Origin of the sequence: Sphingomonas koreensis, from assembly GCF_002797435.1 — a bacterium.
Taxonomy (GTDB): Bacteria; Pseudomonadota; Alphaproteobacteria; order Sphingomonadales; family Sphingomonadaceae; genus Sphingomonas; species Sphingomonas koreensis.
The window spans coordinates 2,584,515-2,607,114 of record NZ_PGEN01000001.1; the positions used below are offsets into that span (position 1 = coordinate 2,584,515).

Consider the following 22,600-nt stretch of genomic DNA (forward strand, 5'->3'; position numbering starts at 1 on the left):
CCCTAGCGGATCGGCGTGAATGGCGGCCGCGCTGCGAGATAGGCGCGCGCGGGTTGGTCGAACGGAAAGCCCTGTACCGCGAGGCCGCCGAGCAGGCGGCGGACGTTCTGGAGACTCGCATCACCGACCGCCTGAGCGGCCGGATGAGCGAGCCAGGCGCCATTGACGCGAAACCCGCTTCGGATGCGCACAAGCTGACCGGTCAAGGCCATGGCTGACAGATGCCGGTGGGCAGTGACGGGCGTCACCCCGATCATTCGCGCCACTGCTCGCGACGAAACCGGTCTGTCGGCGCGGCTAAAGGCGTCGCCGACCCGGTTGCCGCGGCAGTTCGCGGCGATCACCGTGGAGAACAGGACCAGATCGAGCCAGTTGGCGTGCCGTTCACGGTTGGTCTGCAGCACCGCGAGCATGATATCGACCCCAGTGCGTACCCCGTTCGCCATTTCGTACGGCGCCCCGATTCGAGGCGGTGGGAGGGCTTCGCCGGCGGCGGCCAGATCTTCGACGAAACGCACGAAGCAATCGTGCGACCAGCGCAACAAATGCGCGATCCGCGGACGCCGGAGTCCCTCCACCGTCACATGGATACGGTTGCCGCTCCGGACGCACAGCCCGTCCTCGATCAGCGCGTTCACATGCCGGCGGATCGTTTCATAGGGACGCCCCAGCGATGCGGCGAGCGCGTGGGCGGAGGTGGGGACCATCGCCGATGCGTCGGAATCCGACAGCCCTGCCACTCGCGCGGCCAGCGTGTAGATGATGAATCGGTCGATCCGGCCGCCGAACACGCGAACCCCGAGTGCGAGCAGGCTGGTCTGCAGCTCGGCCAGATGGCGCGTTGCGGCGCGGACCTGAGCGATCGGCATTTCCGCCATATCGTCCCTTTCGGGAAGCGCGGCGGTGTCCTCTGTCAGCCGCATCGGCCAGGTCTGTCTGGGGCAGGGTCTTGCGGTGCCTTTGGGGGCACAGGGTTCGCCGCAATGGCAGGGTCAGATAACGCCAGGCACATGATCCACTAGAACGCAGCCTGTGCCCGATCGGTTGCCGAGTCAAAGCATCAGCCACCCGAGTTGGTGACGTTCAACGTTTTTGGGTAGCCGCCTCCGGCATCGAGTCGATCCACTGCGAGAGCAGGCTGATGCCTTCGTCATGCGCGGTCGCGCGGCCAAGCTCGGGCATGGCGATGCCGGGATCCGTGCTGCGCAGGCGGTAGATCAGGATCGAGGCGTCGGCATCGCCCGGCGCGATCGCGAACTCGCGCCCGCCGCTGCCCCGTCCTGCCGCGACCGGCCGCTTGCCGATGCCGATCGTCACCGCTTCCTTGCGGTCGAGCTCGAGGAACAGGCCCGAGTTGGAGGCAGCACCCGCCGGATTATGGCAATGCGCGCAGTTGATCTCGAGATAGGCGCGCGCACGGGCGTCGAGCGGCGCCTTGGGATCGTCCCATCGGGCGACGCGCGGGGCATCTGCCGGGGCGCGGTCGAGCAGGCCGGCGGCGACCAGCGTCTGGAGCTGTCCGCCATGGTTGAGATAGCGCGCCTTGGCCCCGATCGGGACGATCTGCCCGGACAGCGCGTGGCAATCCTTGCACTGGTTCTGGTTTGGCACGGCGTAGCTGATCTGGCGCGGCTTGCCCGAAGGATCGGTGAAGGCGACCGCCAGCCGCGTGCCCGCGCGCTTCAGCACCGCGTCGGTGCCCTCGGCGTTCCAGACATAGGGGATCGCGACCCAGCCCGACGCGCGGCGCAGCAGAAGCCGGGTTTCGAGCGGCCGGAACGCGGCGCCTTCGCCATAGCCGAAGGTCTTGATGAGGGCGCTGCCGACCGGGAAGTCGATCGCCTTCGCCGGGTCATAGGCCGCCTTCGCGCCGGCGGGGACGTAGATGAAGCGCTGCTTGACCGTATAGTCCGAGAACAGCGCGGTCTCGAGACCGTAGCCGATCACGCGCGGCGCGGGCGTGCGCTTCACGAGGTCGGTGAAAAAGCCATAGTCGGAGAGCTTCGCCGGATAGCCCTCCGCGGTGATCGCGGCATCGCTGACCTGGGCCGGCTGTTGTTGTGCCGCGGCGGCGACGAAGGCGGTGGCGGCGAGTGCGAACAGGATGGCGCCTGGGTTCATGCCGGCCCCTGCCGCTTGCAGCCGCATGGCGGTTCCCCTGCGAGAGCAGGGGGCAAGAGCCGCGCAGGGCGTCGCGTGGCATCCCGGGCTCCTGCGTTCGCAGGGGAACTGCAGATCGGGAGGGGCATCGCTATTTCGCCGCGGCCTCCATCTCGGCCGGCAGCGTCACCGGGGCTGGCTGCGGCACGTCAGCGCCGTTCAACTCGACCTTGGACGGCTTGGCGCTGTCGGTCGATGCGCCGAGCGCGAGGCCGAGGCCGAGAACGGGCACAGGGTCTGCGACGCGCAGGCCGAGTTCGGCGACCTTCCCGGTGCCGTCCCACCACACCGGCGGGGCGTTGCCGCCGAATGCCGCGGTCAGGAAGCCGCCGCCCGGCACGTCGGGCGCAAAGCCCGCGCGGCCATGGCGGTTGCCCGACACGATGATGCGGCGGGGGTAGGGATTGTACTTCGCATCCTCGAACTTGGGGCGGTAGGAGATGATCATCACGTTCGCCGTGGCATGGTCCGACAGGTCGTTGTCGAAGACATGGACACCGTCATTGGCCATCACCAGCACGCCGGTTCCCTTGGGCACGGTCGCGACGATATTGCCCTTGGGGGCGAAGTTCGGCGTGTCGTTGGCGAACACCTTGTTGCCGAACACGCGCACGCCGCCGCCGTTCATGCGGGGCAGATTGGGCAGGTCGAACACCAGGATCCCGCCGGTATTGCCGGTGGCGGTGTTGCCATGGACGTCGGCCATGTTGCTGTTCTCGATCTCGATTCCCGCGACATTCTGGGACACGGTCGAGTTGCGCACCACGATCCGTTCGGACTGGCCGACATAGATTCCCGCGTCCGACGCGCCCTTCACCGTCACGCCATCGACCAGGATGGTGTGGCTCGAGACGGGATAGACGCCATAGGCGCCGTTGGTCGCCTTGGGCCCCCCGGTCCATTCGACGCGGATGTCCTTGTAGACGATGCGGTTCGCCTCCTTGGACTTGATCCCGTCGCCCTTGCTGTCCTCCACCGCAAAGCCGCGCAGCACGACATCGTCGGAGGTGACGAGCAGGCCTTCGCCCGCGCCGAGCTGGCCCTTGAAGCTCAATACCGTCTTGTCAGGGCCCGCGCCCCGCACCGTTACCTTGTCGACGTCGAGGCTGAGGCCGTCGGTCAGCTCGAACCGGCCCGCGCCGATCTGGACGACATCGCCCGGCTTGGCGTCGAGCAGCGCCTCCTGCAGCCGCTCCTGTGCATTGGGGCCGGCGGGAACGTCGATCGTCTTGGCGACCGCGGCGGACGACGCAACGGCAAGCAACGCAACGGTGACGGTGCGGATCATGGGCCTCTCCTGTTTTGAGGCCAGCTTACCCGGTCCGAAGCGTCCGTCCAGTCACTAACATGCCTGTCAGTTACTCGCGCGCGTCGCCCGGCATCTCGTCCTCGGCGCGCGCCAGTTCCTTCGGCTTGCGCTTCTCGAAGATCGCGGCGAGCTTTGCCTTGGTCGCGTCGTCCAGGTCCTTCGATGCGGCCGGGAACATCTCTTCCTCCTCCTCGTCGATATGATGGAGGTAGCGGTCGCGCATCGTCTTGAAGCGGGTGAGCCAGCCGGACGAGCTCATCTCCATCTCGACCAGCTCGCCCAGCATGTCGTCGACCTCCTTGTGCTCGGACACCGAATGGCGCGCATCGTCGCGCAGGTCGGGGTCGGCGAGCATCGTCGCGTAGAGCGATTCTTCCTCGGCGGCGGCGTGCGCCTGAAGCTCGAGCCGCAATTCCTCGAACAGCGTGCGGCGCTCCTCGCTGTCGCCGCTGGTTTCGGCGATCGCGTCGAGCAGCTTGCGCTGACGGTCGTGGTCGCGCTTCAACTCCGCGAAGATCCGGTCGTCGGCCATCGGTACATCTCCTTCTGGCGCTTCAACCGGTCAGGCCGGGCGAGGTTTCAGGCGCGAATCATTCTCACGCGCTTTCAAGGATTTCCTGCCGCCACGCCCGGGCCAGCAGCACCACGAGCCCGCCGGCCAGCGCGAAATAGAGACCAAGCCCCACCCACGGCGACCAGCCCCAGAACTCGTTGGGGAGGGTGCGGATGTCGCCGTTCAGGAACATGGGCAGGATATGCTGCGTCACCGGGGCCGGGTAGAAATGCGGCGCCTGCACGTCGGCGGCGGTGATGGCGAGGTTGATCGCGACGCTGGCGGCCAGAAAGCCGCCGCCCAGCCATTTTTCCGCCCGGCTCGCGCCCGCCCAGAAGGCGGCGAGGCCGATGGCAAGATAGGCGACGGCCGGGAGTGCGTGGCGCGGACCGGTCGCGTTGCCGCCGTCCCAATAGACATAGGCGGCGTTATAGAGCAGCGCGATCACCGCGCCCGCCGCTGCGACCGCGCCGATGTCGCGTTTCGCCGGACCGCGCAACAGCGCCCAGATGCCGAAGGGAGCGAGCACCAGCACCGGCGCCACCCAGACCAGACCGCGGCGCTTGCCGCCGACAATCTCCCAGAGAATATCCGGCTTGGGATAGGTCAGGCCGAACAGGCCCTGTTGCATGCCTTCGAACCCGACCACGCCCGAATAGCCGGTCTGGAAGGCGTGTCCGAACACGGCAAGGTTGTAGGCGAGAAGGGGAAGCGACGCCGCGATGCCGCCTGCGAGCGCTAGGGCGAGCGTGCGGCCGATCCGGCGCGGCTCCCAGCCGCGGATGCGCCACAGCGCCCAGAGTGCAACCGGGGCGCCGGTCAGCACCACGCTATGTTCGATCACCACTGCCCAGCCCAGCGCCAGGCCAGCGATCAGAGCATAGCGGCCGGGATGCCCGCCGCCACCGGTCCCGCGCCACACCGCCCATAGCGCGATGGCGATCAGTGCCGTGGCCGGGGCATGACCGAAATAGGTGGTGCTCCATCCCCAGATTGTCGTTCCGAACGCGAAGCCGGTGGCGCCGAACAGTCCCGCGGTGCGGCTCCCGGTGATGCCGGTGCCAAGGTCCAGCAGTGCGATCGCCGCCAGCGCGGTGAGTATCGCGCTGGTGAGGGCGGCCGAGACACGCATCCGGACCGCCAGGAAATCCTCCGCGGCGGGGTCGAACAGCCTGTGTGGAACGTCGGCCGAGGTCTGGCCGGTGACGGCATTGGTCAGCGCCACCCAGGGCAGGGCCATCAGCGTCATGCCCGGCGCCTTGTCCATATAGACATGGCCGTCGAACATCGCCTTGTCGATCGTCATGTCGGCAAAGCTGTCGATCCGCGCATCGCCGGTCTCGACGATCGCGGTGGCGGCGAGCAGCCGGGTCGCGCTGTTGGGGTTGAAGGCCCATGAGCCGAACCAGACGCACGAGAGCCAGACCAGCGCGAAGAGCAGCACCGGAAACTGCCAGCGCCGCCGCACCTCACCTTCCGTCACGCCAAACCCCCGCATTGTCGAATTCAGTGCGTCACATCGGCCCGCTGCCACAGGCCAAGCCGGTGTGATCCATTGCGTGTGACGTCGTGGCCCCGCCCGTTCCGTCAGCCTGAACGGATCCCTGCCCGCGCGATGAGAACGATCGAGGCGCGCCTCTAGTCGGGCAGGACCTTCTCGGCGCGCTTGCGCGCATCGGCTTCGGCCTTGCCCGCCTGGATCTCGCGCGACGAGCAGCCGATGCCGCCGCCCGGACCCACGGCCGAGCAGCTGCCGATGCCGGTATCGCCGACGCTCATCGCGCCCTGCTGGCGCACCGCCCAGCTCTCATTCTGAGGCGCGACTTGCTGGTCGCGCAGCTCCTTGGGGATGCGGAAACGTTCCTCGGCAGGACGGCGGACGCAGATCACCACCTCATCGCCATCGGCATTGGTCGGGCATTTGTCGTCGCCATAGATGACGAGCACGCCATTCTGCGCAGCATTCTGCGCCAGCGCCGGAAGCGGTGCCGCGAGCGGTGCGGCGGCGAGGGTCAGGCCCAGCAGGATCGTCTTCGTCATCGTCAACTCCATATCCCCCAACGCCCCTATCTATACCCGTTTCGAAACCGCAATGGCAGCCCTGCACGCCAACCGGATCGCGCCCGCAAGCAGCGGATAGGCCGGTGCCGTCTCCGCGCCCGCCGCCAGTGCCGAATCGCGATGCTCAAGCTCTTCGGCGCGGAATTCGGCCACCGCGTCCGACAACACCGGATCGCTCGATCCCAGCGCGGCGAGCTGTTCCTGATAGTGGAGATCGATCTCGGTCTCCACCGCCGCGGTGCAGGCCATCGCCGCCGCCGGGCCGAGCGCCGCGGTTGCCGCGCCCAGCGCGAAGCCCGCGACATTCCATACCGGCTGCAACGCGGTCGGCCGCACGCCGCGCTCGGCAATCAACGCATCAAAGAAGGCGCGGTGCCGTTCCTCCTGATTCGCCATGCCCGAAATCGCGCGCGCCATGTCGTGCCGGTCGCCCATCACGGCGAGCTGCCCGGCATAGATGCGCGTCGCGCCATATTCCCCCGCCTGATCCACCCGGATCATCGAGGGGATGTCGGCGCGGCGATCTCCCGGCTTCCACCTCATCGGCGTTGCCGCTTCAGCATCAGCACGGCGATCACCAGCGCCCCGCCGAGCGAGATGATTGCGTTCCACCCGGCGAGCGAAATGCCGAGGAAATGCCAGGGCGCGACGTCGCAGCGCACCAGCGGCGCGTTCATGATCGCGTCGAGCGCGCTGCCGCCGCTGCCGAAGGTGGTGGCGCACTGGGTGAGCCCTTCCCACCATTTATACTCGACCCCGGCATGGAAGGCGCCGATCGCACCGCTGATCGCGATGCCGATCGCGGCGAGCCACACCAGCAGGTCGCGGACCGGCTTCGCTGCAAAGGACAGGGCGGCAAGCGCGATCGCCGCATAATGCGGGTAGCGCTGCCACATGCACATCTCGCACGGGAACAGCCCGCTGACATACTGGCTGTAGAGCGCGCCGCCGATCAGGCCGAGCGGGATGAGCAGGGCGAGCGCCTGCGCGGTGCGACGGGGTGCCATCGGTTCCTGCCTCAGCGCTTGCTGCCGGCCTTGGGCGCGCCGCCGCCCTCGGCCATGCGCGTGGGCGCGGCGGTACGGGCGATGGTCTGCAGCGCGTAATGGAGCTGGAAGTCCTCGACGCCCTTCTTCTTGAGCTCGTCGATCGTCGCGGCGAAGCGCGGATCGGTCTTGGTGTCTTCCTCCAGCACCGAATTGTCGACCTTGGTCTCGTTGATCAGGTGACGGCGCAGATCGGCCTCGCGGAACACCGGCCGGGTCTTGTAGTCGGCATCGGTGAGCTGCGGCACCTTGAGATCGGGCTCGATCCCGCCTTCCTGTACCGAACGGCCCGAGGGGGTGTAGTAGCGCGCGGTGGTGAGCCGCAGCGCGGTGCGCGGGCCGAGCTGGAGCAGGGTCTGCACCGATCCCTTGCCGAAGGTCTTCTCGCCCAGCACCAGCGCGCGGTGGTGGTCCTGCAGCGCACCGGCGACGATCTCCGAGGCGGACGCGGTGCCGGCATCGACCAGCACGACCAGCGGCAGCCCGCGGGCAAGGTCGTCGGCCTTGGCGTACCAGCGTTCGATATCCGCCTTGTCGCGGCCGCGCTGCGAGACGATTTCGCCATGTGCGAGGAACGCGTCGGTCACTTCGATCGCCTGGTTGAGCAGGCCGCCGCCATTGGCGCGCAGATCGATGACATAGCCCTTGGGCTTGCCGCCCAGTTGCTTCTCGATCGCGGCGATGCCGGCGCGCATGTCCGATGCGGTGGTGGCGCTGAAGGTGTTGATGTTGAGGATGCCGATGCCGTCCTTGACCTCCCACTTCACCGCCTTCTGGACGATGGTCTCACGGGTCAGGGAGACGTCGAACGGCTTGTCGCGGCCGGGGCGGACGATCCGCACGGTGATCTTGGTGCCGGGCTCGCCCCGCATCTGGCTGATCGCCTCGTCGAGCGTGCCGCCATAGATCAGCTTGCCGTCGAGATGGGTGATGAAGTCGCCCGACTTGATCCCCGCGCGCCAGGCAGGGGTATCCTCGGTCGGGGTCACCACCTTGACCGCGCCGTCCTCCATCGTGACCGAGAGGCCGAGGCCGCCATAATTGCCGTCGGTGGCGAGGCGCATATTGTCGAACGCCAGCGCGTCGACATAGGAGCTGTGCGGATCGAGGCTGGCGAGCATCCCTTCGATCGCGCCCTTGATCAGCGTCTTGTCATCGACCTGCTCGACATAGTCGGCCTTCACCCGCGCATAGACGTCCATGAAGGCGTCGAGCTCGCGATAGCTGGAGGTATCGACGCTGGCCATGGCGCCGGTGGTGACGGGGATCAGCGCCAGCGCGCCGACTGCGGCGGTGACCTGAAGCAGGGGACGGATCATACGCAAACTTCCTGAGCGATGCTTGGGGACAGGATAGACCGGAAAGCCGTGGCCGCAAAGCGGCAAGGGTGGGGCGCCTTATAGGCTCGCGGCATCGCCCCGGTGCCGTCTGACCAAGGCGCATCAATCGAGCAGTTGCGCCAGATCGACCGCATCGCCCTTGCGGCGCAGTTCGACGGTAATGCGCGGGGCCTCTCCCCTGGGCGCGTTGCCGAGCGGCGTGCCCTGAACCGGGGCGTCGCCGACCCGCGCCAGCACCCGGTCGAGACCCGCGATCAGCGAGGTCCAGCCATCGCCATGGTCGAGGATCACGATGTTGCCGTATCGGCGGAACCGTCCGGCATAGACCACGCGGCCCGCCGCCGGCGCAACGACCTGTGCGCCTGCCCAGGTCGACAGCGTCAGGCCGCGCGCGCGGACGCCGGCGTCCGACACTTCGCCCAACCCGGTGACGAGGCTTCCGGCGACCGGCAGCCGGTACGGCGGCGGTCCCTGCGGCGCGATTCGCGCGGGGGGCGGAGCCTCTGCGGAATCCCCGGCACCCGGGCGTGGCAGCGGGCCGGGCAGTGCTTCCAGCGCCTCGCGGGTTTCCGCTGCTGCGCCCAGCGTGTCCATCAGCTCCACCAGATCGCGTGCCTGCTCGCCGAGCGCGAGCGCGCGATCCGATTCGATCATCGCTTCGCGGCGATAGCCGGTGGGGCGCAGGCGATGGCCGGCCTCCATCTGCACCAGTGCCAGCCGCTCGGTCTCCAGCCGTTCGCGCCCCTCGCGCAGGCTGCGCGCGGCGATCTGCGCGCCTTCGCGCAGGCGGCGCGCGCGTGCGATCTCGGCACGCACGCCGGCGCTGCGTTCGCGTACAACCGGGGCGACGCCGCCAAGCACGGCGCGGACATGAACGATGTCCGCGGTCGAGCCAGGCTGGAGCAACCCCAGCATGGCCGGCCGCCGCGCGAGCGACTGGAGCGCGGCGATCAGGCGCGCGATCGGCCCCTGCTGCGCTTCGAGCCGCCTGTGCTGTTCGGCGAGCAGCCGGTCGACGATCGCGGTGCGTGCCCGGGCCGCCATGATCTGTGCTTCCGCCGCCGCGATGCTGGCGGCGACCGCGGCCTCGCGCACTTTGGCGCGCCGCGCTTCGTCGCGCTCGTTGGCAGCGGCCTGCTGAAGCTGGCGGGCACGTGCTTCGGCGGTCTTCGCGGCCTTGTTCGCGGCCTTGAGCTGCCCCTGTTGCGCTGCGAGATCGGTCTGGGCGGGAAGCGCGCTTACGCCTGCAGCCGCCAGCGCGACGACGGCGGTGACGGTCAGCGCCCGGCGCATCCTAGCCCTCGCGGTGATAGGGGTGGTTGGCGAGGATGCTGGTCGCGCGCCAGAGCTGCTCGGCGAGCATCGCGCGCGCCATCAGATGCGGCCAGGTCGCGCGGCCGAAGGCGATCAGCAGATCGGCCTCGGCCCGCTCGGCATCGCCGAACCCGTCCGCTGCACCGATCAGGAAGCGCGTTTCGCGTACCCCGTCGTCGCGCCATGCCTGGAGCCGCTCGGCGAGCACGCGCGAAGGCAGGTTTTCGCCCTTCTCGTCGAGCATCACCCGGCGCGTGCCGGGCGCGAGGTCGGGCAGCCTGCCGCCGGTATCGGGCATCTCGGTGATCTTGTGGGGCCAGGTCACCCGCTTCATGTAGCGCCCCACCAGTTCGGCCTCGGGCCCGCGCCCGATGCGCCCGCGCGCCACGATATGCAGCAGCATGGTGCTAGAGTCGCTCGGGGCCGATCCCAGACATTACGCGTTGCCGACGGGCGGCGTATCCCCGAACGCCCACATGCGCTCGAGATTGTAGAAGGTCCGTACCTCGGGCCGGAACAGGTGGACGATCACGTCGCCTGCGTCGATCAGCACCCAGTCGGCGGTTGGAAGCCCCTCGATCCGCGGGCTGCGGCCGAACTCGGCCTTGATCTTCTCCGCCAGCTTGTTGGCCATCGACGCGACCTGGCGCGTCGACTTGCCGCTGGCGACGACCATATAGTCGGCGATGCTGCTCTTGCCCGCGAGCGGGATCGAGACGGTTTCCACCGCCTGATCGTCGTCGAGCGAGGTCAGGACGAGCTTGTGCAGAGCCTCGGCCTCGTTCGGGGAACCCTGAGGCTCGGGACTAGGCGAAACATGGGGCGATGCGTTCAAGTCTACTCCTGGCGCCCGGGGACGCGCGTGCGGTGATGTGGGGACGGCGCATAGCGCCGGTGCCAGGCAGGATCGGCGGCGCGCAGGCGTGTCGCCGAAGTCGGGTCGGGGCGGAAGCGCAACAGCACCAGTGCCGGCAAACTCCACTTCGTCCAGTTCTTCGCCTGGCCTGCGGGCCGCACGAAGCGCCGCAGCCAGCCCATTGCAGGACTTGCATGGGCATCGCGATCATAGCCCGGCCGCGCGATCACCGCAATCGCAACCTTCTGCGCTATTCGGCGCCAGCCCTTCCACTGGTCGAACTGCGCCAGATTGTCGGCGCCCATAAGCCAGATGAACTGGTGTTTGGGGTAGAGAAGCGGGAGTTTGCTCAGCGTATCGACGGTGTAGCGGGTCTTCAGCCGCTGCTCGACCGCGGTGGGCCGGATCGGCGCGTGCTTCGCCATGGCGCGGGCAGACGCCATGCGCGCGGCGAACGGCGCCATGCCCTTTGCTTCCTTGAGCGGATTGCCGGGCGAGACCATCCACCATATCTCGTCCAGCTCCAGCGCACGCAAGGCGTGGAGCGAGATCGCCCGGTGCCCGCGATGCGCCGGGTTGAACGACCCGCCGAGAAGACCGATCCGCTTCAAGGGCGCGTCTGACCGGTCCCGCGCACCACCCATTTATAGGTCGTCAGCCCCTCCAGCGCGACCGGGCCGCGCGCATGCAGGCGGCCCGTGGCGATGCCGATCTCCGCGCCCAGCCCGAACTCGCCGCCATCGGCGAACTGGGTCGAGGCGTTCCACATCACGATCGCGCTGTCGACGCCGTTGAGGAACCGCTCCGCGGTGGCGGCATCCCCGGTGACGATCGCGTCGGTGTGATGCGATCCGTGCGCGGCGATATGCGCCATCGCGCCGACGACGCCATCGACGCGCTTCACCGACAGGATCGAATCGAGATATTCGGTGTCCCAATCCTCGGCATTGGCCGCGACGACGCGGGGGTCGATCGCCCGGATGTCGGCATCGCCGCGCAGCTCGCAGCCGGTATCGGCGAGTGCCGACAGGATCGGTGCGGGATCAGCGAAGGCGGTGTCGATCAGCAGCGTCTCGGTCGCGCCGCAGATGCCGGTGCGGCGCATCTTGGCGTTGACCGCGAGGTCGCGGGCCATGTCCGGATCGGCGGCGCCGTCGATATAGGTGTGGTTGATGCCGTCGAGATGCGCGAGCACCGGCACGCGCGCCTCCTCCTGCACGCGCGCGACCAGGCTCTTGCCGCCGCGCGGGACGACCAGGTCGATGGCGCCGTCCGCCTTGAGCATCGCGCCGACCGCGGCGCGATCGGTGGTGGGGACGAGCTGGACGGCGTCCTCGGGCAGCCCGGCATCGGCGAGGCCGCAGGCGAAGGCGGCGTGGATCGCGCGGTTGCTGTGCACCGCCTCCGATCCGCCGCGCAGGATCGCGGCATTGCCGCTCATCACGCACAAGGCCGCAGCGTCGGCGGTGACGTTGGGGCGGCTCTCATAGATGATGCCGATCACCCCGATCGGCACGCGCACGCGGCTGAGCTGCAATCCGTTGGGCCGCTCGCTGGTGCTGATGACCTCGCCGACCGGATCGGCGAGCGCGGCCACCGCTTCGACCCCCGCCGCCGCGCCTTCGAGCCGGGCAGGATCGAGCCGGAGCCGGTCGAGCAGCGCGCCCGAAAGCCCGTTTGCCTCACCCGCCGCGACATCCCTCGCATTCGCGGCCAGAATCGCATCGGCATCGGCGCGGATCGCCGCGGCGGCGGCGCGCAACCCCTGTGCCTTGGCCGGCGCCGGCAGACCCGCGAGCGTCACGGCGGCGGCGCGGGCGCGGGCCCCCAGCTCGGCGATGAGGGCGGTGGGCGAGGTTTCGGCGATCGTGTCCATCCGCCGCGGCTAACATGACGCAACGCAAAAGTCCCTATCGCCTCTGCTTTGGCACTTTGTTAGGTGGGCTTTCATGGGGGAATTCGACGCAGCCGGTGAAGTCGTGAGCGGGGCACTGATGGGCCGCGCGGTCGAGAGTCATCGTGGCGAGGCCGGACAGGACGGCCATGGGGGCATCTGCCTCAATTGCGGCACCACGCTGACAGGCCCCTATTGCCATCGCTGCGGGCAGGCGGGGCATGTCCACCGCACGATCGGCGCGATCTGGCACGAGATCCTGCACGGCGTCGTCCATTTCGAGGGCAAGCTGTGGAACACGCTGCCGATGCTGTGCCTGCGTCCGGGCGAGCTGACGCGCCGCTACATCCATGGCGAGCGGGCGCGCTTCGTCTCGCCGATGGCGATGTTCCTGTTCTCGGTCTTCACGATGTTCGCGGTGCTCCAGATCATGGGCATCTCGGCGCCGGCGCAGGTCGGCACCGCCGCGCAGTTCGAACAGGGGCTGGTCTTCGCCCGGCAGAATACCGAAAGCGCGATCGTCGATGCGATGGAATCGCGCGCGCGGGCAGAGCCGGGCAGCGAGCGGGCGAAGAAGCTCGACAAGCGCATCGCCGGGCTCCAGCGTGACCTCGACGAGATCAAGCGTATCCCCTTCGACCTTGCCAAGACGAGCGGCAGGGGAATCGATTTCAAGACCGGCTGGAAGCGGCTCGACAAGGGGATCGAGAAGGCCAACCAGAATCCCGGCCTCGCGCTCTACAAGCTGCAGACCAACAGCTATAAGTTCAGCTGGGCGCTGATCCCGCTGTCGATCCCCTTCGTGTGGCTGCTGTTCTTCTGGAAGCGGCGGTACAAGGGCTATGATCACGCGGTATTCGTGACCTACTCGCTGTCGTTCATGTCCTTGCTGTCGATCGTGCTGACGATTGCGGGTGGACTGGGACTCGCCATTCAGATCATCGCGACGGCGGCGCTGCTGATCCCCCCTGTGCACATCTACTATCAGATGAAGGGCGCGTATCGCCTGCGCGGGTGGAGCGCGCTGCTGCGCACCTCGATCCTGCTGGTCTGTATCACGCTGATCCTGCCGATCTTCCTGCTGCTGTTGCTCGGGCTGGGGCTGACGGGCTGATCGGGGCGGAGGTCAGCCCGGACAGGGCCAGCGGCGCTTCATGATCAGATAGAAGGCGGTCTTCATGCTCATCGAGCGCTGGCTCGGCGGAATCTTCTCGAGCTCGGCTAGAAAGTCGGCGGGCTTGATCTTGGCGGCCTCGCTGCCCTCTGGCGGCGGGCAGCTGTGCGGGGGCCGGCCGGCGGCGCGATCGGCACGCAGATCGGCGCGATAGCTGGTGGCCACCGATTTGATCTCAGCCCGGACCGGGCCGAGGTCGGACGAAAAGATCGCGAGCGGGCCCTTGGCCTTGAGCGCGCGCGCCTTGACCAGAAATTCCTCGACCGTCATCGCCTGTGCGCTCGCCGGGACCAGCATGGCCATACCGGCAATCAGCCACCAACGCTTCATTCAATCCCCCTGTTCGCCCCCAAAGCGATCGCACCAGCGGCCTTGCTGCGTGTGCGCCGGTGGAAATTGCTGTGATTCGACGGGCTTGTCCAGCACCGGCGGATGCTGTCTGGCTGCCGGCGGCTAGAGCCGGACTCCGGGACGCCAGCCGCTGGCGGTGAGCAATGCCTTGGGATCGCGCAACTCGATGATGGCACGGATTGCGGCGCGCTTGTCCCTGGCGCGGGCATAATAGGCCTTGGTGATGCGATAACCGACCCAATAGCCGAGATCGCCGGGCCGTTCCGCGGTGCCGCGGCCGTCATAGAGCCAGCGCGAACCCTCGGCCGGCTTGTCAATGTCATCGAGGAATCCGGCCTCGAATTCCGCCTCGCGGCCCTTGGTGATGCGCGCGAGATGCTGGTAGCTGACCGCGCCCGACATGAGCTCGCCGATGAACTCCGCACCGCCCTCGATCAGCGATGCCTGGAGCACCGTCATGCCGGTGTCGGTGTCCGACCCCGCTGCAGCCTGCTGCACATGGATATATTCGTGCGCGATGACATGGACGAAGCGATCCTCGGGGTCCGCGACCATGAAATCGGCGGCGCACAGCGCCTCCAGCCCGATCATCACCCCACCCACATTGGCGGTGCCCACCGGCTTGCCGCGCCCGATCGCAAGCGTGACCGGCGGCAGCTGCGCCTCGGGATAATAGGTGCGCAGCTTGCCGAGGCTCGCGCTCAGCCGGGTGCGGATCGCGGGCAGGTGCCGGGCGCATTCGCGGGCCCGGACATAGAGGCCGGGATCGGCTGCCATGGTCGCGGCGATGCGCTCCGGGGTGATCCGGCGCATGCGCATGAACGCGGCGAATCCGTCGCTCGCTTGGTCCAGATAGTCGCGCTGGATCTGCGTCACATCGGGTTTGCCGCCGGTCGCGTCGTACAACGCGTAGAAGCGATCGACATCGGCGGTACGGATCTCGGGCTCCGTGCCGCTCGCGGCGGGCAGGGCGGCAAGCAGCAGGGCGGCAAATGCGGTTCGAAACATGCGGTGATCCTCCCGGGGCGTTGCCGATCATAGCCGGATCGCGCACCGGCGAAACACGCATTGCGAGAAACGAAAACGGCCCGCGCAATGCGCGGGCCGACTGTCGTGCCGTGAAGGGAGCCGGGCCTGGACCCGTATCCTCAGGCGCCTTGCGGTGCCGGGCTCCCGAACGGGCCCTTGGGGCGCCGCGTCTTGGGGATCGAAGTGCCCGCTGCCGCGACCGCACCGCGCGGCGCGGCCGGATCGGGGCGGCCGATATCGCCGTCCGCGAGCAGTTTCTTGATCTCCTCGCCCGACAGCGTCTCATATTCGAGCAGCGCGCCGGCCAGCGTGTGGAGCTGGTCGAGATGCTCGGTCAGCACGTCGCGTGCGCGGGTCAGGCCGCCCTCGACCGTCGCCTTGATCTCGCGATCGATCAGCTGCTGGGTCTCGTTCGACATGTGCCGCGGCTGCGAGGCCGAATAGCCGAGGAAGGATTCGCCCTCGGGCTGCGAATATTCGACCGGGCCCAATGCATCGGACATGCCCCACTTCGTGATCATGTCGCGGGCAAGGCCGGTGGCATATTGGATGTCGCCCGACGCACCCGACGAGACCTTGTCATAGCCGAAGATGATCTCCTCGGCGACGCGGCCGCCCATCGCGACGGCGAGGTTCGCGTACATCTTGTCGCGGTGATAGCTGTAGCTGTCCCGCTCGGGCAGGCGCATGACCATGCCCAGCGCGCGGCCGCGCGGGATGATCGTCGCCTTGTGGATCGGGTCCGACGCCGGCTCGTGCAGCGAGACGATCGCATGGCCGGCCTCGTGATAGGCGGTCATCCGCTTCTCGTCGTCGGTCATCACCATCGAACGCCGCTCGGCGCCCATCATCACCTTGTCCTTGGCTTCCTCGAACTCCTGCATCGCGACGAGGCGCTTGCCCTTGCGTGCGGCCATCAGCGCCGCCTCGTTGACGAGGTTGGCGAGATCGGCGCCCGAGAAGCCCGGCGTGCCGCGCGCGATCGTGCGCGCATCGACGTCGGGTGCCAGCGGCACCTTCTTCATGTGGACCTGCAGGATCTTGACCCGGCCCTCGATGTCCGGGCGCGGCACCACGACCTGACGGTCGAAACGGCCCGGACGCAGCAGCGCCGGATCGAGCACGTCGGGACGGTTGGTCGCGGCGATGATGATGATGCCTTCGTTCGCCTCGAACCCGTCCATCTCGACCAGCAGCTGGTTGAGCGTCTGCTCGCGCTCGTCATTGCCGTTGCCGAGGCCGGCGCCGCGATGACGGCCGACCGCGTCGATTTCGTCGATGAAGACGATGCACGGCGCCGACTTCTTGGCCTGTTCGAACATGTCGCGGACGCGGCTCGCGCCCACGCCGACGAACATCTCGACAAAGTCCGAGCCGGAGATGGTGAAGAAGGGCACGCCCGCCTCACCCGCGATGGCGCGGGCGAGCAAGGTCTTGCCGGTGCCGGGCGAGCCGACGAGCAGGGCGCCCTTGGGGATCTTGCCGCCGAGGCGGGCGAATTTCGTCGGATCGCGCAGGAACTCGACGATCTCCTGCAGTTCCTCGCGCGCTTCGTCGATGCCGGCGACGTCGTCGAAGGTGACCCGGCCTTCCTTCTGGGTGAGCAGGCGCGCGCGCGACTTGCCGAAGCCCATCGCACCCGAGCCCGAGCCCTTCTGCATCTGGCGCAGCACGAAGAAGGCGATGCCGAGGAAGAGCAGGAAGGGCAGCGAATTGTACAGCATGTACATCCAGATCGACGGGCCTTCCTCAGGCCGCGCGCTGATCGTCACGCCCTTCTCGCGCAGCTTGGGGATCAGCTGCGGATCGGGAACCGCGTTGGTGCGGAACTTGGTGTCGTTGGTGAGCGTGCCGGTGATCACCGTCTGGCTGACGTTGACGTCCTTGACCGACCCTTCCTGGACCTTGTCGAGGAAGGTCGAATAGGGGATCGTCGATCCGGCGGTCTGGTTCGGCTGGTTCATCAGCGAGACGAACAGCGCCAGGGCCGCAAGGATGCCTACCCAGATCAGCAGGCTCTTCATCCAGGGATTGCCGCCGTTGTTGTCGGGGCCCTGCTGCTTGTCGTTGTCGTTCATTCCGATTCCGGTGCCATGATTCCTCGATAAGATAGGGTCTGGCAGGTTAATGGCAATGGAACAGCTTCGATCAGAGTGATCGGCGCGGCGGGGCGGGCGCGAAATGCCAGCGGCCGTCGCGCTCCGGCGAGGCCAGCACGCCCGCCTGAGTCGCTGCCTTTCCGCCCGCCAGCGCGTCGAGCAGCGCCTCGATATTGGTTGACTCCGAAAAGGCGGGGGCGGTGATGCCGATGGCGCTACGTACCTCTGCGATCGCGGCGCGGACCAGGCGGCGCTGCATCTCGCGCGGCAGATCGCCCGCGCGCAGCAGTCCCTTGCCCGGCGACCAGCGCTCGGCGCGGAGCGTTTCGGCGAGTGCGTCGAGCGCGGTTTCGGCCTCGCCCAGATAGGCTGCGGATCGTGCGAGCGCTGCGGGGTCGAGCAGGGGCTGATCCGCGAGCAGCTCCCGGAATCGCGTGCGGTCGTGGCGGGGATCCGCGTTCGAGGGGTCCTCCACCCACGGCACGCCTGCGGCCGATACGATGGCGCGCAATTCGTCGCGCCGCCACGCCAGCAGCGGGCGCAGCACCGGATGATCCCCTTCGAACCGCCACGGCCGGATGCCGCTGAGCCCGGCCACCCCGGATGCGCGGTTGAGGCGCATCAGCAGCGTTTCGGCCTGATCGTCGGCATGGTGTGCGGTCAGCAGCGCATCCGCGCCGGCCGCTTCCACCCAGGCCGTCAGCGCGGCATAGCGTGCCTCGCGCGCGCCTTTCTGCACGCTGCTCCCGGTGATCGGGGCGGCCGGCTTCAGGATCGCGTGCGGCACGTCCAGCCTTGCGCAGACCGCCGCCACCATCGCCGCTTCGTCCGCGGCTTCCGCGCGGAGGCCATGATCGACCGTCGCCGCGCCGACGCGCCCGGGAAAGGCGGCCACAGCGAGCAGCAGCATCGCCATGCTGTCGGCCCCGCCCGATACGGCGAGGGCGATCGTCGCACTGGCAGGCAGGGCCTTGACTGCCGCTTCCGCGAACAGGCGATCGAGGTCCGCGGCGAACCGCGCGACCGTTTCCGGATCGGGCGGGTTCAGCGTGTCACTTGCACTTGCTGGCGGTGCGGCCGGTGGCGACATCTTTCTTCATCGCGTCGGAGATGCGGTCGCCATAGACCTGGCTGAGCTCGTCATAGACCTTGCACACCTCGCTCGCCGGCTTCTTCATCTTCACGAGCGACTGGGCGAGATAGTAGAGCGAGTCCGGCGCGCGTTCGCCGTTCGGCATCTTCTGATAACTCTCGAAGAAGGCGGTGGCGGCGAGCGCCGGCTTGCCCTGATCGAGCAGCGCCCGGCCAAGCAGGTTCTGCGAATAGCTGGCGCGGCGGTGCTTGGGATATTTCTGGACCACCGTGCGCAGCTCGGTGATCGCCTTGTCATATTGCTTGGCCTGCCACAGCCGATAGCCATAGACATAGCCGTCCTCGGCCGGATCGTCGCTCTTGGGCCGGTCGACCGCCACTGCGGGCGTCGTCGGCACGGTGGTGGCAGGACCCCCTACCGCAGGACGCGTCGGCGCGGGGCGCGTGCCGGTCACCGGCGCATCGTCCTCGGCGGGCGCGGCGCCGGCCTCCAGCGCCTTCAACCGCGCCTCGGTCGAACGCTTATAGGCGTTGAACGCCTCCTCGAGCTGGCGAAGGCGATACTGGCTCTGCTCGACCTGTCCGGTGATTTGCGACAGCTGCGATTCCACCGCACTGACTCGCGCGTTGAGATCGGCGACCGCGCTGGTCGCGGGCAAGCCCGGCGCGCCGGGCTGGCGTTCGGGCGGGGTGATCTGCGGCTCGATCGTCTGGCCCGCGCCACCCGGGAACACCTTGCGCTGAACCGCGCGCATTTCGCGCTCGAGCCGGTCGACCCGGCCTTCGATCCCGCCACCGGCGGCGCCGCGGCTGGTCTGCGCCGTCGCCGGCATCGCAACGCTTGCCAGCGCGGCCACCGCCGTGCCGAGCAACGCCATCTTTCCAATCAAACGCATCGAAATCCCCGCAGGCGCTAACATCCTCAACGCCTTATACATCACATGCCGAATCTGTCGCCACGCTTTACGGCGCGGTGCTGTTTCCGCCCGCCGGAGTCAGCGGGTCGACGGTCTGCGACTGCGCGGGCGGATCGAAGGCCGGCCGGAACGCCGGGGGCAGCGGCTGCGAACTGCGGTTTGCCGGCGTTGCGGACGCGGCCGGCGTCGGCGTGGCAGCCGGCGTCGCGCCCGATCCGCGCGCCTGAAGCGCGGCGGCGCTGATCGGCACGTCCTTGATCGCGCGGCCAGGTGTACCCAGCGGCGCTACGTCGGAACCGTTGACGGTCACGCGGATCGCCTCGGGACGGCCGAGATTGATCATCGGTCCGTTGGCGTTCTGCGGCACGTCATAGCGCTCGCCCGCCGCCATTTCCTTTTCGAACAGGCGTGTTCCGCTCGCGTCGTAGATGCGCAGCCAGACCGGCTCGGTCGCGGTCAGCGTCACCTGCCCGCCATTGGCGGGGGCTGCCGGAGAAGGCGCCGCTGCGGGCACCGCAAGCGGGGTCTCGGTCGGCAGGGGCTCGGGTTCGGGCGTGCCGCTGCTGCGGAACAGATCGGTGCCGTACCACAAGGCCAGCGCGGCGAGCAGCAGTACCGCGATCACCGCGCCTGCCCAGACCAGGCCGCTCGACGGTTCGCGCACCGGATCCTCGGGATCGTAGGTCTCATAGGCCTCGCGCGCCGCGAACATGCTCGAGGTCTCGGCGCGCAGCTCCTTCGCCAGCGCGACCTCGTCCGCGCCGATCGCGCGGGCATAGGATTTCACGAAGCCGACGGCGTAGGTGGGAGAGGGAAGGCCCGAATAGTCGGAGGTCTCGATCGCTTCGAGGTGGCGGAGCGGAATGCGCGTACGTGCGGCGATATCGGACAGCTCGAGCCCCTGCGCCAGCCGCGCATCGCGCAGCTTCTCGCCGACCTTCTCGGGGAAGAGCGTCGGGGTTTCGCCGGGTTCGCCGTCCATTCAATCTTTCTCCGGTCGCACTGGGGTTCGCCAGGGGGATGCAGGCCGTGCGGGGGTGTTCACCACCCGCCTGCCGCTGTCAACGCTGGGGAGGGAAAATGGTGCGGCATTCCATGCAGAGCATCACGCGAGTTCGACGCCGTGATCAGCCGCCCATTGCTCCAGCGCGGCGCGCATGTCCTGCGGCGGCCGGTCGAGCATGCCGCGCATCGCCGCGATCAGCTTCGCCCGGTCGAGCGAGCGCACCATCGCCTTGATTGGCCCGACCGCAGCCGGTGTGATCGACAGCCGGTCGATGCCGAGCCCGATCAGCGCCATCGCTTCCAGCGGCCGGCCGCCCATTTCGCCGCATACCGCCAGCGGCACATCGGCCTCCGCGGCTTCGGCCGTCACGCGGCGCAGGAAGCGCAGGATCGAGGGGCTGAGCCAGTCGTAGCGCACCGCCAATTTGGGATGGGCGCGGTCCGCAGCGAACAGGAACTGGGTCAGGTCGTTGGTGCCGACCGACAGGAAATCGAGCCGCGGCAGCAGCAGGTCGAGCACTTCGGCCAGCGCCGGCACTTCGAGCATCGCGCCATAGCGGATGTGCAGCGGAAGCTTGTGCCCGCGCGATTCCAGCCAGGCACGCTGCGTCTCGAACAGCGTGCGCGCTTCATCGAACTCCCAGGGCTCCGATACCATCGGGAACATGACGTTGAGGGTTCGCCCCGCCGCGGCCTCGAGCAGCGCGCGCGCCTGCACCTTCATCAGGCCTTCGCGGTCGAGCGCGAGCCGCAGCGCGCGCCAGCCCATCGCCGGATTCTCTTCCTCGCCATTCTCGTCATGGTCGAGATAGGGCAGTGCCTTGTCCCCGCCGATATCGACGGTGCGGAAGGTGACCGGGCGGTCGCCGGCGGCGTCGAGCACGTCCTTGTACAGCCGCCGCTGGCTGTCGCGCTGCGGCAACGTGGCGGAGACGAGGAACTGGAACTCGGTGCGGAACAGCCCGATCCCATCGGCGCCGGTCAGGTCGAGCGCCGCCACGTCGTCGCGAAGCCCGGCATTGACCATCACCGTCAGCCGGTGCCCGTCCGTCGTGACCGGGGCCTCGTTCTTGAGCGCGGCGAAGGCGGCGCGGCGCTTCTGCGTGACCAGCAGCTTGGCCTCGAACGCCTCGTCCATCGCCGCGGTGGGCCGGATGATCAGCGTATCCTCGGTCACGTCGACCAGCAGGCGATCGCCCTCCGCAATGAGCCGGCGGATGTCCTTGACGCGGCCCAGCACCGGCACCCCCATCGCGCGGGCGACGATGGTGACGTGCGCGGTCAGCGACCCCTCTTCCAGCACCACGCCCTTGAGGCGGCGGCGGTCATATTCGAGCAGTTCGGCCGGGCCGAGGTTGCGCGCGATCAGGATCGAATCCTGTCGCAGGCCCAGTTGCGCCGCGGTGCCGAGCTGGCCCGAGACGATGCGGAGCAGCCGGTTGGACAGATCCTCCAGGTCGTGCATGCGATCGCGCAGCAGCGGATCGTCGATCTGGCGCATGCGCATGCGGGTGCGCTGCTGGACGCGCTCGATCGCAGCCTCGGCGGTCAGGCCTGAATCGATCGCCTCGTTGATGCGGCGGCTCCAGCCTTCGTCATAGGCGAACATCTTGTAGGTCTCGAGAACCTCTTCATGTTCGCCGCCGCCGCCGAACTCGGCCTGGCTGGTCATGCGGTCGATCTGCTCGCGCATCTTGTCGAACGCGGCATAGACGCGATGGCGCTCGGCCTCGATATCCTCCGCGACCGTATGTTCGATGATGATGCGCGGCTGGTGGAACACGGCGGCGCCGGCGGCCATGCCCTCGACCAGCTTGAAGCCCGGCACGCGCGCGGTCCCGGTCGATTGCAGCCGGGTGGTGCCGCCGCCGCCCGCCGGGTCGATCAGCCCGGCATTGGCGATCAGTTCGGACAATACCATCGCCACCGTCTGCAGCGCCTCGATCTCGACCTCGTCATATTTGCGGGGGTCGGCATGCTGGACGGCGAGGACGCCGACGGCGCGCTCCTTGCGGATGATCGGAACGCCGGCATAGCTGTGGAACCGGTCTTCGCCCGTTTCGGGGCGATAGGCGAAGTCAGGATGCGCCGCGGCCTCGTCGAGGTTCAGCGTCTCGACATTGGCCGCGATCGTGCCGGTCAGGCCCTCGCCCATCGCGAGCTTGGTGACGTGGACCGCTTCCTGCGCCAGGCCACGGGTGGCGAACAGCTCCAGCGCGCCCTCGCGCAGCAGGTAGATCGAACAGACCTCGCTGTTCAGCGCCTCGCCGATGATGTTGACGACCGAGTTCAGCTTGCCCTGGGCCGCGGCGCGCGACGCCATCACATCGTGCAGCCGTGTCAGGATTTCGCGGGCGGAGGCGGCGGCGGAAACGGGCATGGTATCGCGCTATCAGATCG

The 22,600-nt window shown here is 68.3% G+C and carries 22 protein-coding genes; 1 reads left to right on the forward strand and 21 read right to left on the reverse strand.

Features of this window, described 5'->3' with window-relative positions; all coding sequences use genetic code 11:
- Positions 1–2 precede the first annotated feature (2 nt).
- From BDW16_RS12300 to BDW16_RS12365, 14 genes are all read right to left on the reverse strand, one after another.
- On the reverse strand, positions 3–923 hold the full coding sequence (locus tag BDW16_RS12300) for a helix-turn-helix domain-containing protein (protein WP_083629349.1): 921 nt from the start codon (positions 921–923) through the stop codon (positions 3–5).
- Between the two features lie 160 nt (positions 924–1,083).
- Positions 1,084–2,121, reverse strand: coding sequence for an SO2930 family diheme c-type cytochrome (locus BDW16_RS12305; RefSeq protein ID WP_066572275.1), 1,038 nt, complete (start codon positions 2,119–2,121; stop codon positions 1,084–1,086).
- Between the two features lie 130 nt (positions 2,122–2,251).
- Positions 2,252–3,448, reverse strand: a complete 1,197-nt coding sequence (locus BDW16_RS12310; RefSeq protein WP_066572267.1) for a parallel beta-helix domain-containing protein — start codon at positions 3,446–3,448, stop codon at positions 2,252–2,254.
- A gap of 70 nt (positions 3,449–3,518) precedes the next feature.
- The gene (locus tag BDW16_RS12315) at positions 3,519–4,001 is read right to left on the reverse strand and encodes a hemerythrin domain-containing protein (protein ID WP_066572264.1); all 483 of its coding nucleotides are present in this window, start codon (positions 3,999–4,001) and stop codon (positions 3,519–3,521) included.
- A gap of 64 nt (positions 4,002–4,065) precedes the next feature.
- Positions 4,066–5,505 (reverse strand): hypothetical protein, encoded by a 1,440-nt coding sequence (locus tag BDW16_RS12320; protein ID WP_241230519.1) that lies wholly within the window; start codon positions 5,503–5,505, stop codon positions 4,066–4,068.
- A gap of 155 nt (positions 5,506–5,660) precedes the next feature.
- Complete coding sequence (locus BDW16_RS12325) at positions 5,661–6,062, reverse strand: hypothetical protein (RefSeq protein ID WP_066572868.1); 402 nt, start codon at positions 6,060–6,062, stop codon at positions 5,661–5,663.
- Between the two features lie 30 nt (positions 6,063–6,092).
- Complete coding sequence (locus BDW16_RS12330; RefSeq protein ID WP_066572260.1) at positions 6,093–6,626, reverse strand: demethoxyubiquinone hydroxylase family protein; 534 nt, start codon at positions 6,624–6,626, stop codon at positions 6,093–6,095.
- Positions 6,623–7,090 carry a disulfide bond formation protein B gene (locus BDW16_RS12335; protein ID WP_066572258.1) on the reverse strand — a complete coding sequence of 156 codons (468 nt, stop codon included), beginning with the start codon at positions 7,088–7,090 and terminating at the stop codon, positions 6,623–6,625. The genes BDW16_RS12330 and BDW16_RS12335 overlap by 4 nt, the downstream gene beginning before the upstream one ends.
- Positions 7,091–7,101: 11 nt before the next feature.
- On the reverse strand, positions 7,102–8,448 hold the full coding sequence (locus tag BDW16_RS12340; RefSeq protein ID WP_066572256.1) for a S41 family peptidase: 1,347 nt from the start codon (positions 8,446–8,448) through the stop codon (positions 7,102–7,104).
- Between the two features lie 123 nt (positions 8,449–8,571).
- On the reverse strand, positions 8,572–9,762 hold the full coding sequence (locus BDW16_RS12345) for a murein hydrolase activator EnvC family protein (protein WP_066572253.1): 1,191 nt from the start codon (positions 9,760–9,762) through the stop codon (positions 8,572–8,574).
- 1 nt (position 9,763) lies between these two features.
- On the reverse strand, positions 9,764–10,186 hold the full coding sequence (locus tag BDW16_RS12350) for a 23S rRNA (pseudouridine(1915)-N(3))-methyltransferase RlmH (protein ID WP_066572245.1): 423 nt from the start codon (positions 10,184–10,186) through the stop codon (positions 9,764–9,766).
- A 33-nt stretch (positions 10,187–10,219) separates the two neighbouring features.
- Positions 10,220–10,618 (reverse strand): ribosome silencing factor, encoded by a 399-nt coding sequence (gene rsfS, locus BDW16_RS12355; protein ID WP_066572243.1) that lies wholly within the window; start codon positions 10,616–10,618, stop codon positions 10,220–10,222.
- Positions 10,619–10,620: 2 nt separating this feature from the next.
- Positions 10,621–11,250 carry a nicotinate-nucleotide adenylyltransferase gene (locus BDW16_RS12360; RefSeq protein ID WP_237241229.1) on the reverse strand — a complete coding sequence of 210 codons (630 nt, stop codon included), beginning with the start codon at positions 11,248–11,250 and terminating at the stop codon, positions 10,621–10,623.
- Positions 11,247–12,515 carry a glutamate-5-semialdehyde dehydrogenase gene (locus BDW16_RS12365; protein ID WP_066572241.1) on the reverse strand — a complete coding sequence of 423 codons (1,269 nt, stop codon included), beginning with the start codon at positions 12,513–12,515 and terminating at the stop codon, positions 11,247–11,249. The genes BDW16_RS12360 and BDW16_RS12365 overlap by 4 nt, the downstream gene beginning before the upstream one ends.
- Before the next feature lie 73 nt (positions 12,516–12,588).
- On the opposite strand from BDW16_RS12365, the gene BDW16_RS12370 reads away from it, so the two are divergent.
- Positions 12,589–13,647, forward strand: a complete 1,059-nt coding sequence (locus BDW16_RS12370; protein WP_066572240.1) for a DUF3667 domain-containing protein — start codon at positions 12,589–12,591, stop codon at positions 13,645–13,647.
- 12 nt (positions 13,648–13,659) lie between these two features.
- On the opposite strand, the gene BDW16_RS12375 is transcribed toward BDW16_RS12370, so the two are convergent.
- The 7 genes from BDW16_RS12375 to ptsP all read right to left on the reverse strand — a co-directional run bounded on the left by BDW16_RS12375 (position 13,660) and on the right by ptsP (position 22,580).
- Positions 13,660–14,037 (reverse strand): hypothetical protein, encoded by a 378-nt coding sequence (locus BDW16_RS12375; RefSeq protein WP_237241230.1) that lies wholly within the window; start codon positions 14,035–14,037, stop codon positions 13,660–13,662.
- A gap of 123 nt (positions 14,038–14,160) precedes the next feature.
- A complete protein-coding gene (locus BDW16_RS12380) occupies positions 14,161–15,066 on the reverse strand; it encodes a DUF2268 domain-containing putative Zn-dependent protease (RefSeq protein ID WP_066572234.1) in 906 nt (301 codons plus the stop codon).
- A 140-nt stretch (positions 15,067–15,206) separates the two neighbouring features.
- Positions 15,207–17,165, reverse strand: a complete 1,959-nt coding sequence (gene ftsH / locus BDW16_RS12385; protein WP_066572232.1) for an ATP-dependent zinc metalloprotease FtsH — start codon at positions 17,163–17,165, stop codon at positions 15,207–15,209.
- Between the two features lie 70 nt (positions 17,166–17,235).
- Positions 17,236–18,276 carry a tRNA lysidine(34) synthetase TilS gene (gene tilS, locus BDW16_RS12390; RefSeq protein WP_083954111.1) on the reverse strand — a complete coding sequence of 347 codons (1,041 nt, stop codon included), beginning with the start codon at positions 18,274–18,276 and terminating at the stop codon, positions 17,236–17,238.
- Positions 18,239–19,174, reverse strand: a complete 936-nt coding sequence (locus BDW16_RS12395) for a tetratricopeptide repeat protein (RefSeq protein ID WP_066572230.1) — start codon at positions 19,172–19,174, stop codon at positions 18,239–18,241. The genes tilS and BDW16_RS12395 overlap by 38 nt, the downstream gene beginning before the upstream one ends.
- Before the next feature lie 67 nt (positions 19,175–19,241).
- Complete coding sequence (locus tag BDW16_RS12400) at positions 19,242–20,177, reverse strand: helix-turn-helix domain-containing protein (protein ID WP_066572227.1); 936 nt, start codon at positions 20,175–20,177, stop codon at positions 19,242–19,244.
- A gap of 123 nt (positions 20,178–20,300) precedes the next feature.
- Positions 20,301–22,580 (reverse strand): phosphoenolpyruvate--protein phosphotransferase, encoded by a 2,280-nt coding sequence (gene ptsP, locus BDW16_RS12405; RefSeq protein WP_066572224.1) that lies wholly within the window; start codon positions 22,578–22,580, stop codon positions 20,301–20,303.
- Positions 22,581–22,600 lie beyond the last annotated feature (20 nt).

Excerpts from the sequence above, each read along its gene's own strand:
- BDW16_RS12375 (WP_237241230.1), bottom strand. The coding sequence starts at position 14,037 with ATGAAGCGTTGGTGGCTGATTGCCGGTATGGCCATGCTGGTCCCGGCG.
- BDW16_RS12325 (WP_066572868.1), bottom strand. The coding sequence starts at position 6,062 with ATGACGAAGACGATCCTGCTGGGCCTGACCCTCGCCGCCGCACCGCTC.
- BDW16_RS12335 (WP_066572258.1), bottom strand. The coding sequence starts at position 7,090 with ATGGCACCCCGTCGCACCGCGCAGGCGCTCGCCCTGCTCATCCCGCTC.
- BDW16_RS12395 (WP_066572230.1), bottom strand. The coding sequence starts at position 19,174 with ATGCGTTTGATTGGAAAGATGGCGTTGCTCGGCACGGCGGTGGCCGCG.
- BDW16_RS12380 (WP_066572234.1), bottom strand. The coding sequence starts at position 15,066 with ATGTTTCGAACCGCATTTGCCGCCCTGCTGCTTGCCGCCCTGCCCGCC.
- BDW16_RS12345 (WP_066572253.1), bottom strand. The coding sequence starts at position 9,762 with ATGCGCCGGGCGCTGACCGTCACCGCCGTCGTCGCGCTGGCGGCTGCA.
- BDW16_RS12300 (WP_083629349.1), bottom strand. The coding sequence starts at position 923 with ATGCGGCTGACAGAGGACACCGCCGCGCTTCCCGAAAGGGACGATATG.
- BDW16_RS12365 (WP_066572241.1), bottom strand. The coding sequence starts at position 12,515 with ATGGACACGATCGCCGAAACCTCGCCCACCGCCCTCATCGCCGAGCTG.
- BDW16_RS12340 (WP_066572256.1), bottom strand. The coding sequence starts at position 8,448 with ATGATCCGTCCCCTGCTTCAGGTCACCGCCGCAGTCGGCGCGCTGGCG.
- BDW16_RS12310 (WP_066572267.1), bottom strand. The coding sequence starts at position 3,448 with ATGATCCGCACCGTCACCGTTGCGTTGCTTGCCGTTGCGTCGTCCGCC.
- ptsP (WP_066572224.1), bottom strand. The coding sequence starts at position 22,580 with ATGCCCGTTTCCGCCGCCGCCTCCGCCCGCGAAATCCTGACACGGCTG.
- ftsH (WP_066572232.1), bottom strand. The coding sequence starts at position 17,165 with ATGAACGACAACGACAAGCAGCAGGGCCCCGACAACAACGGCGGCAAT.
- BDW16_RS12350 (WP_066572245.1), bottom strand. The coding sequence starts at position 10,186 with ATGCTGCTGCATATCGTGGCGCGCGGGCGCATCGGGCGCGGGCCCGAG.
- BDW16_RS12315 (WP_066572264.1), bottom strand. The coding sequence starts at position 4,001 with ATGGCCGACGACCGGATCTTCGCGGAGTTGAAGCGCGACCACGACCGT.
- BDW16_RS12305 (WP_066572275.1), bottom strand. The coding sequence starts at position 2,121 with ATGAACCCAGGCGCCATCCTGTTCGCACTCGCCGCCACCGCCTTCGTC.
- BDW16_RS12330 (WP_066572260.1), bottom strand. The coding sequence starts at position 6,626 with ATGAGGTGGAAGCCGGGAGATCGCCGCGCCGACATCCCCTCGATGATC.
- tilS (WP_083954111.1), bottom strand. The coding sequence starts at position 18,276 with ATGTCGCCACCGGCCGCACCGCCAGCAAGTGCAAGTGACACGCTGAAC.
- BDW16_RS12400 (WP_066572227.1), bottom strand. The coding sequence starts at position 20,177 with ATGGACGGCGAACCCGGCGAAACCCCGACGCTCTTCCCCGAGAAGGTC.
- BDW16_RS12370 (WP_066572240.1), top strand. The coding sequence starts at position 12,589 with ATGGGGGAATTCGACGCAGCCGGTGAAGTCGTGAGCGGGGCACTGATG.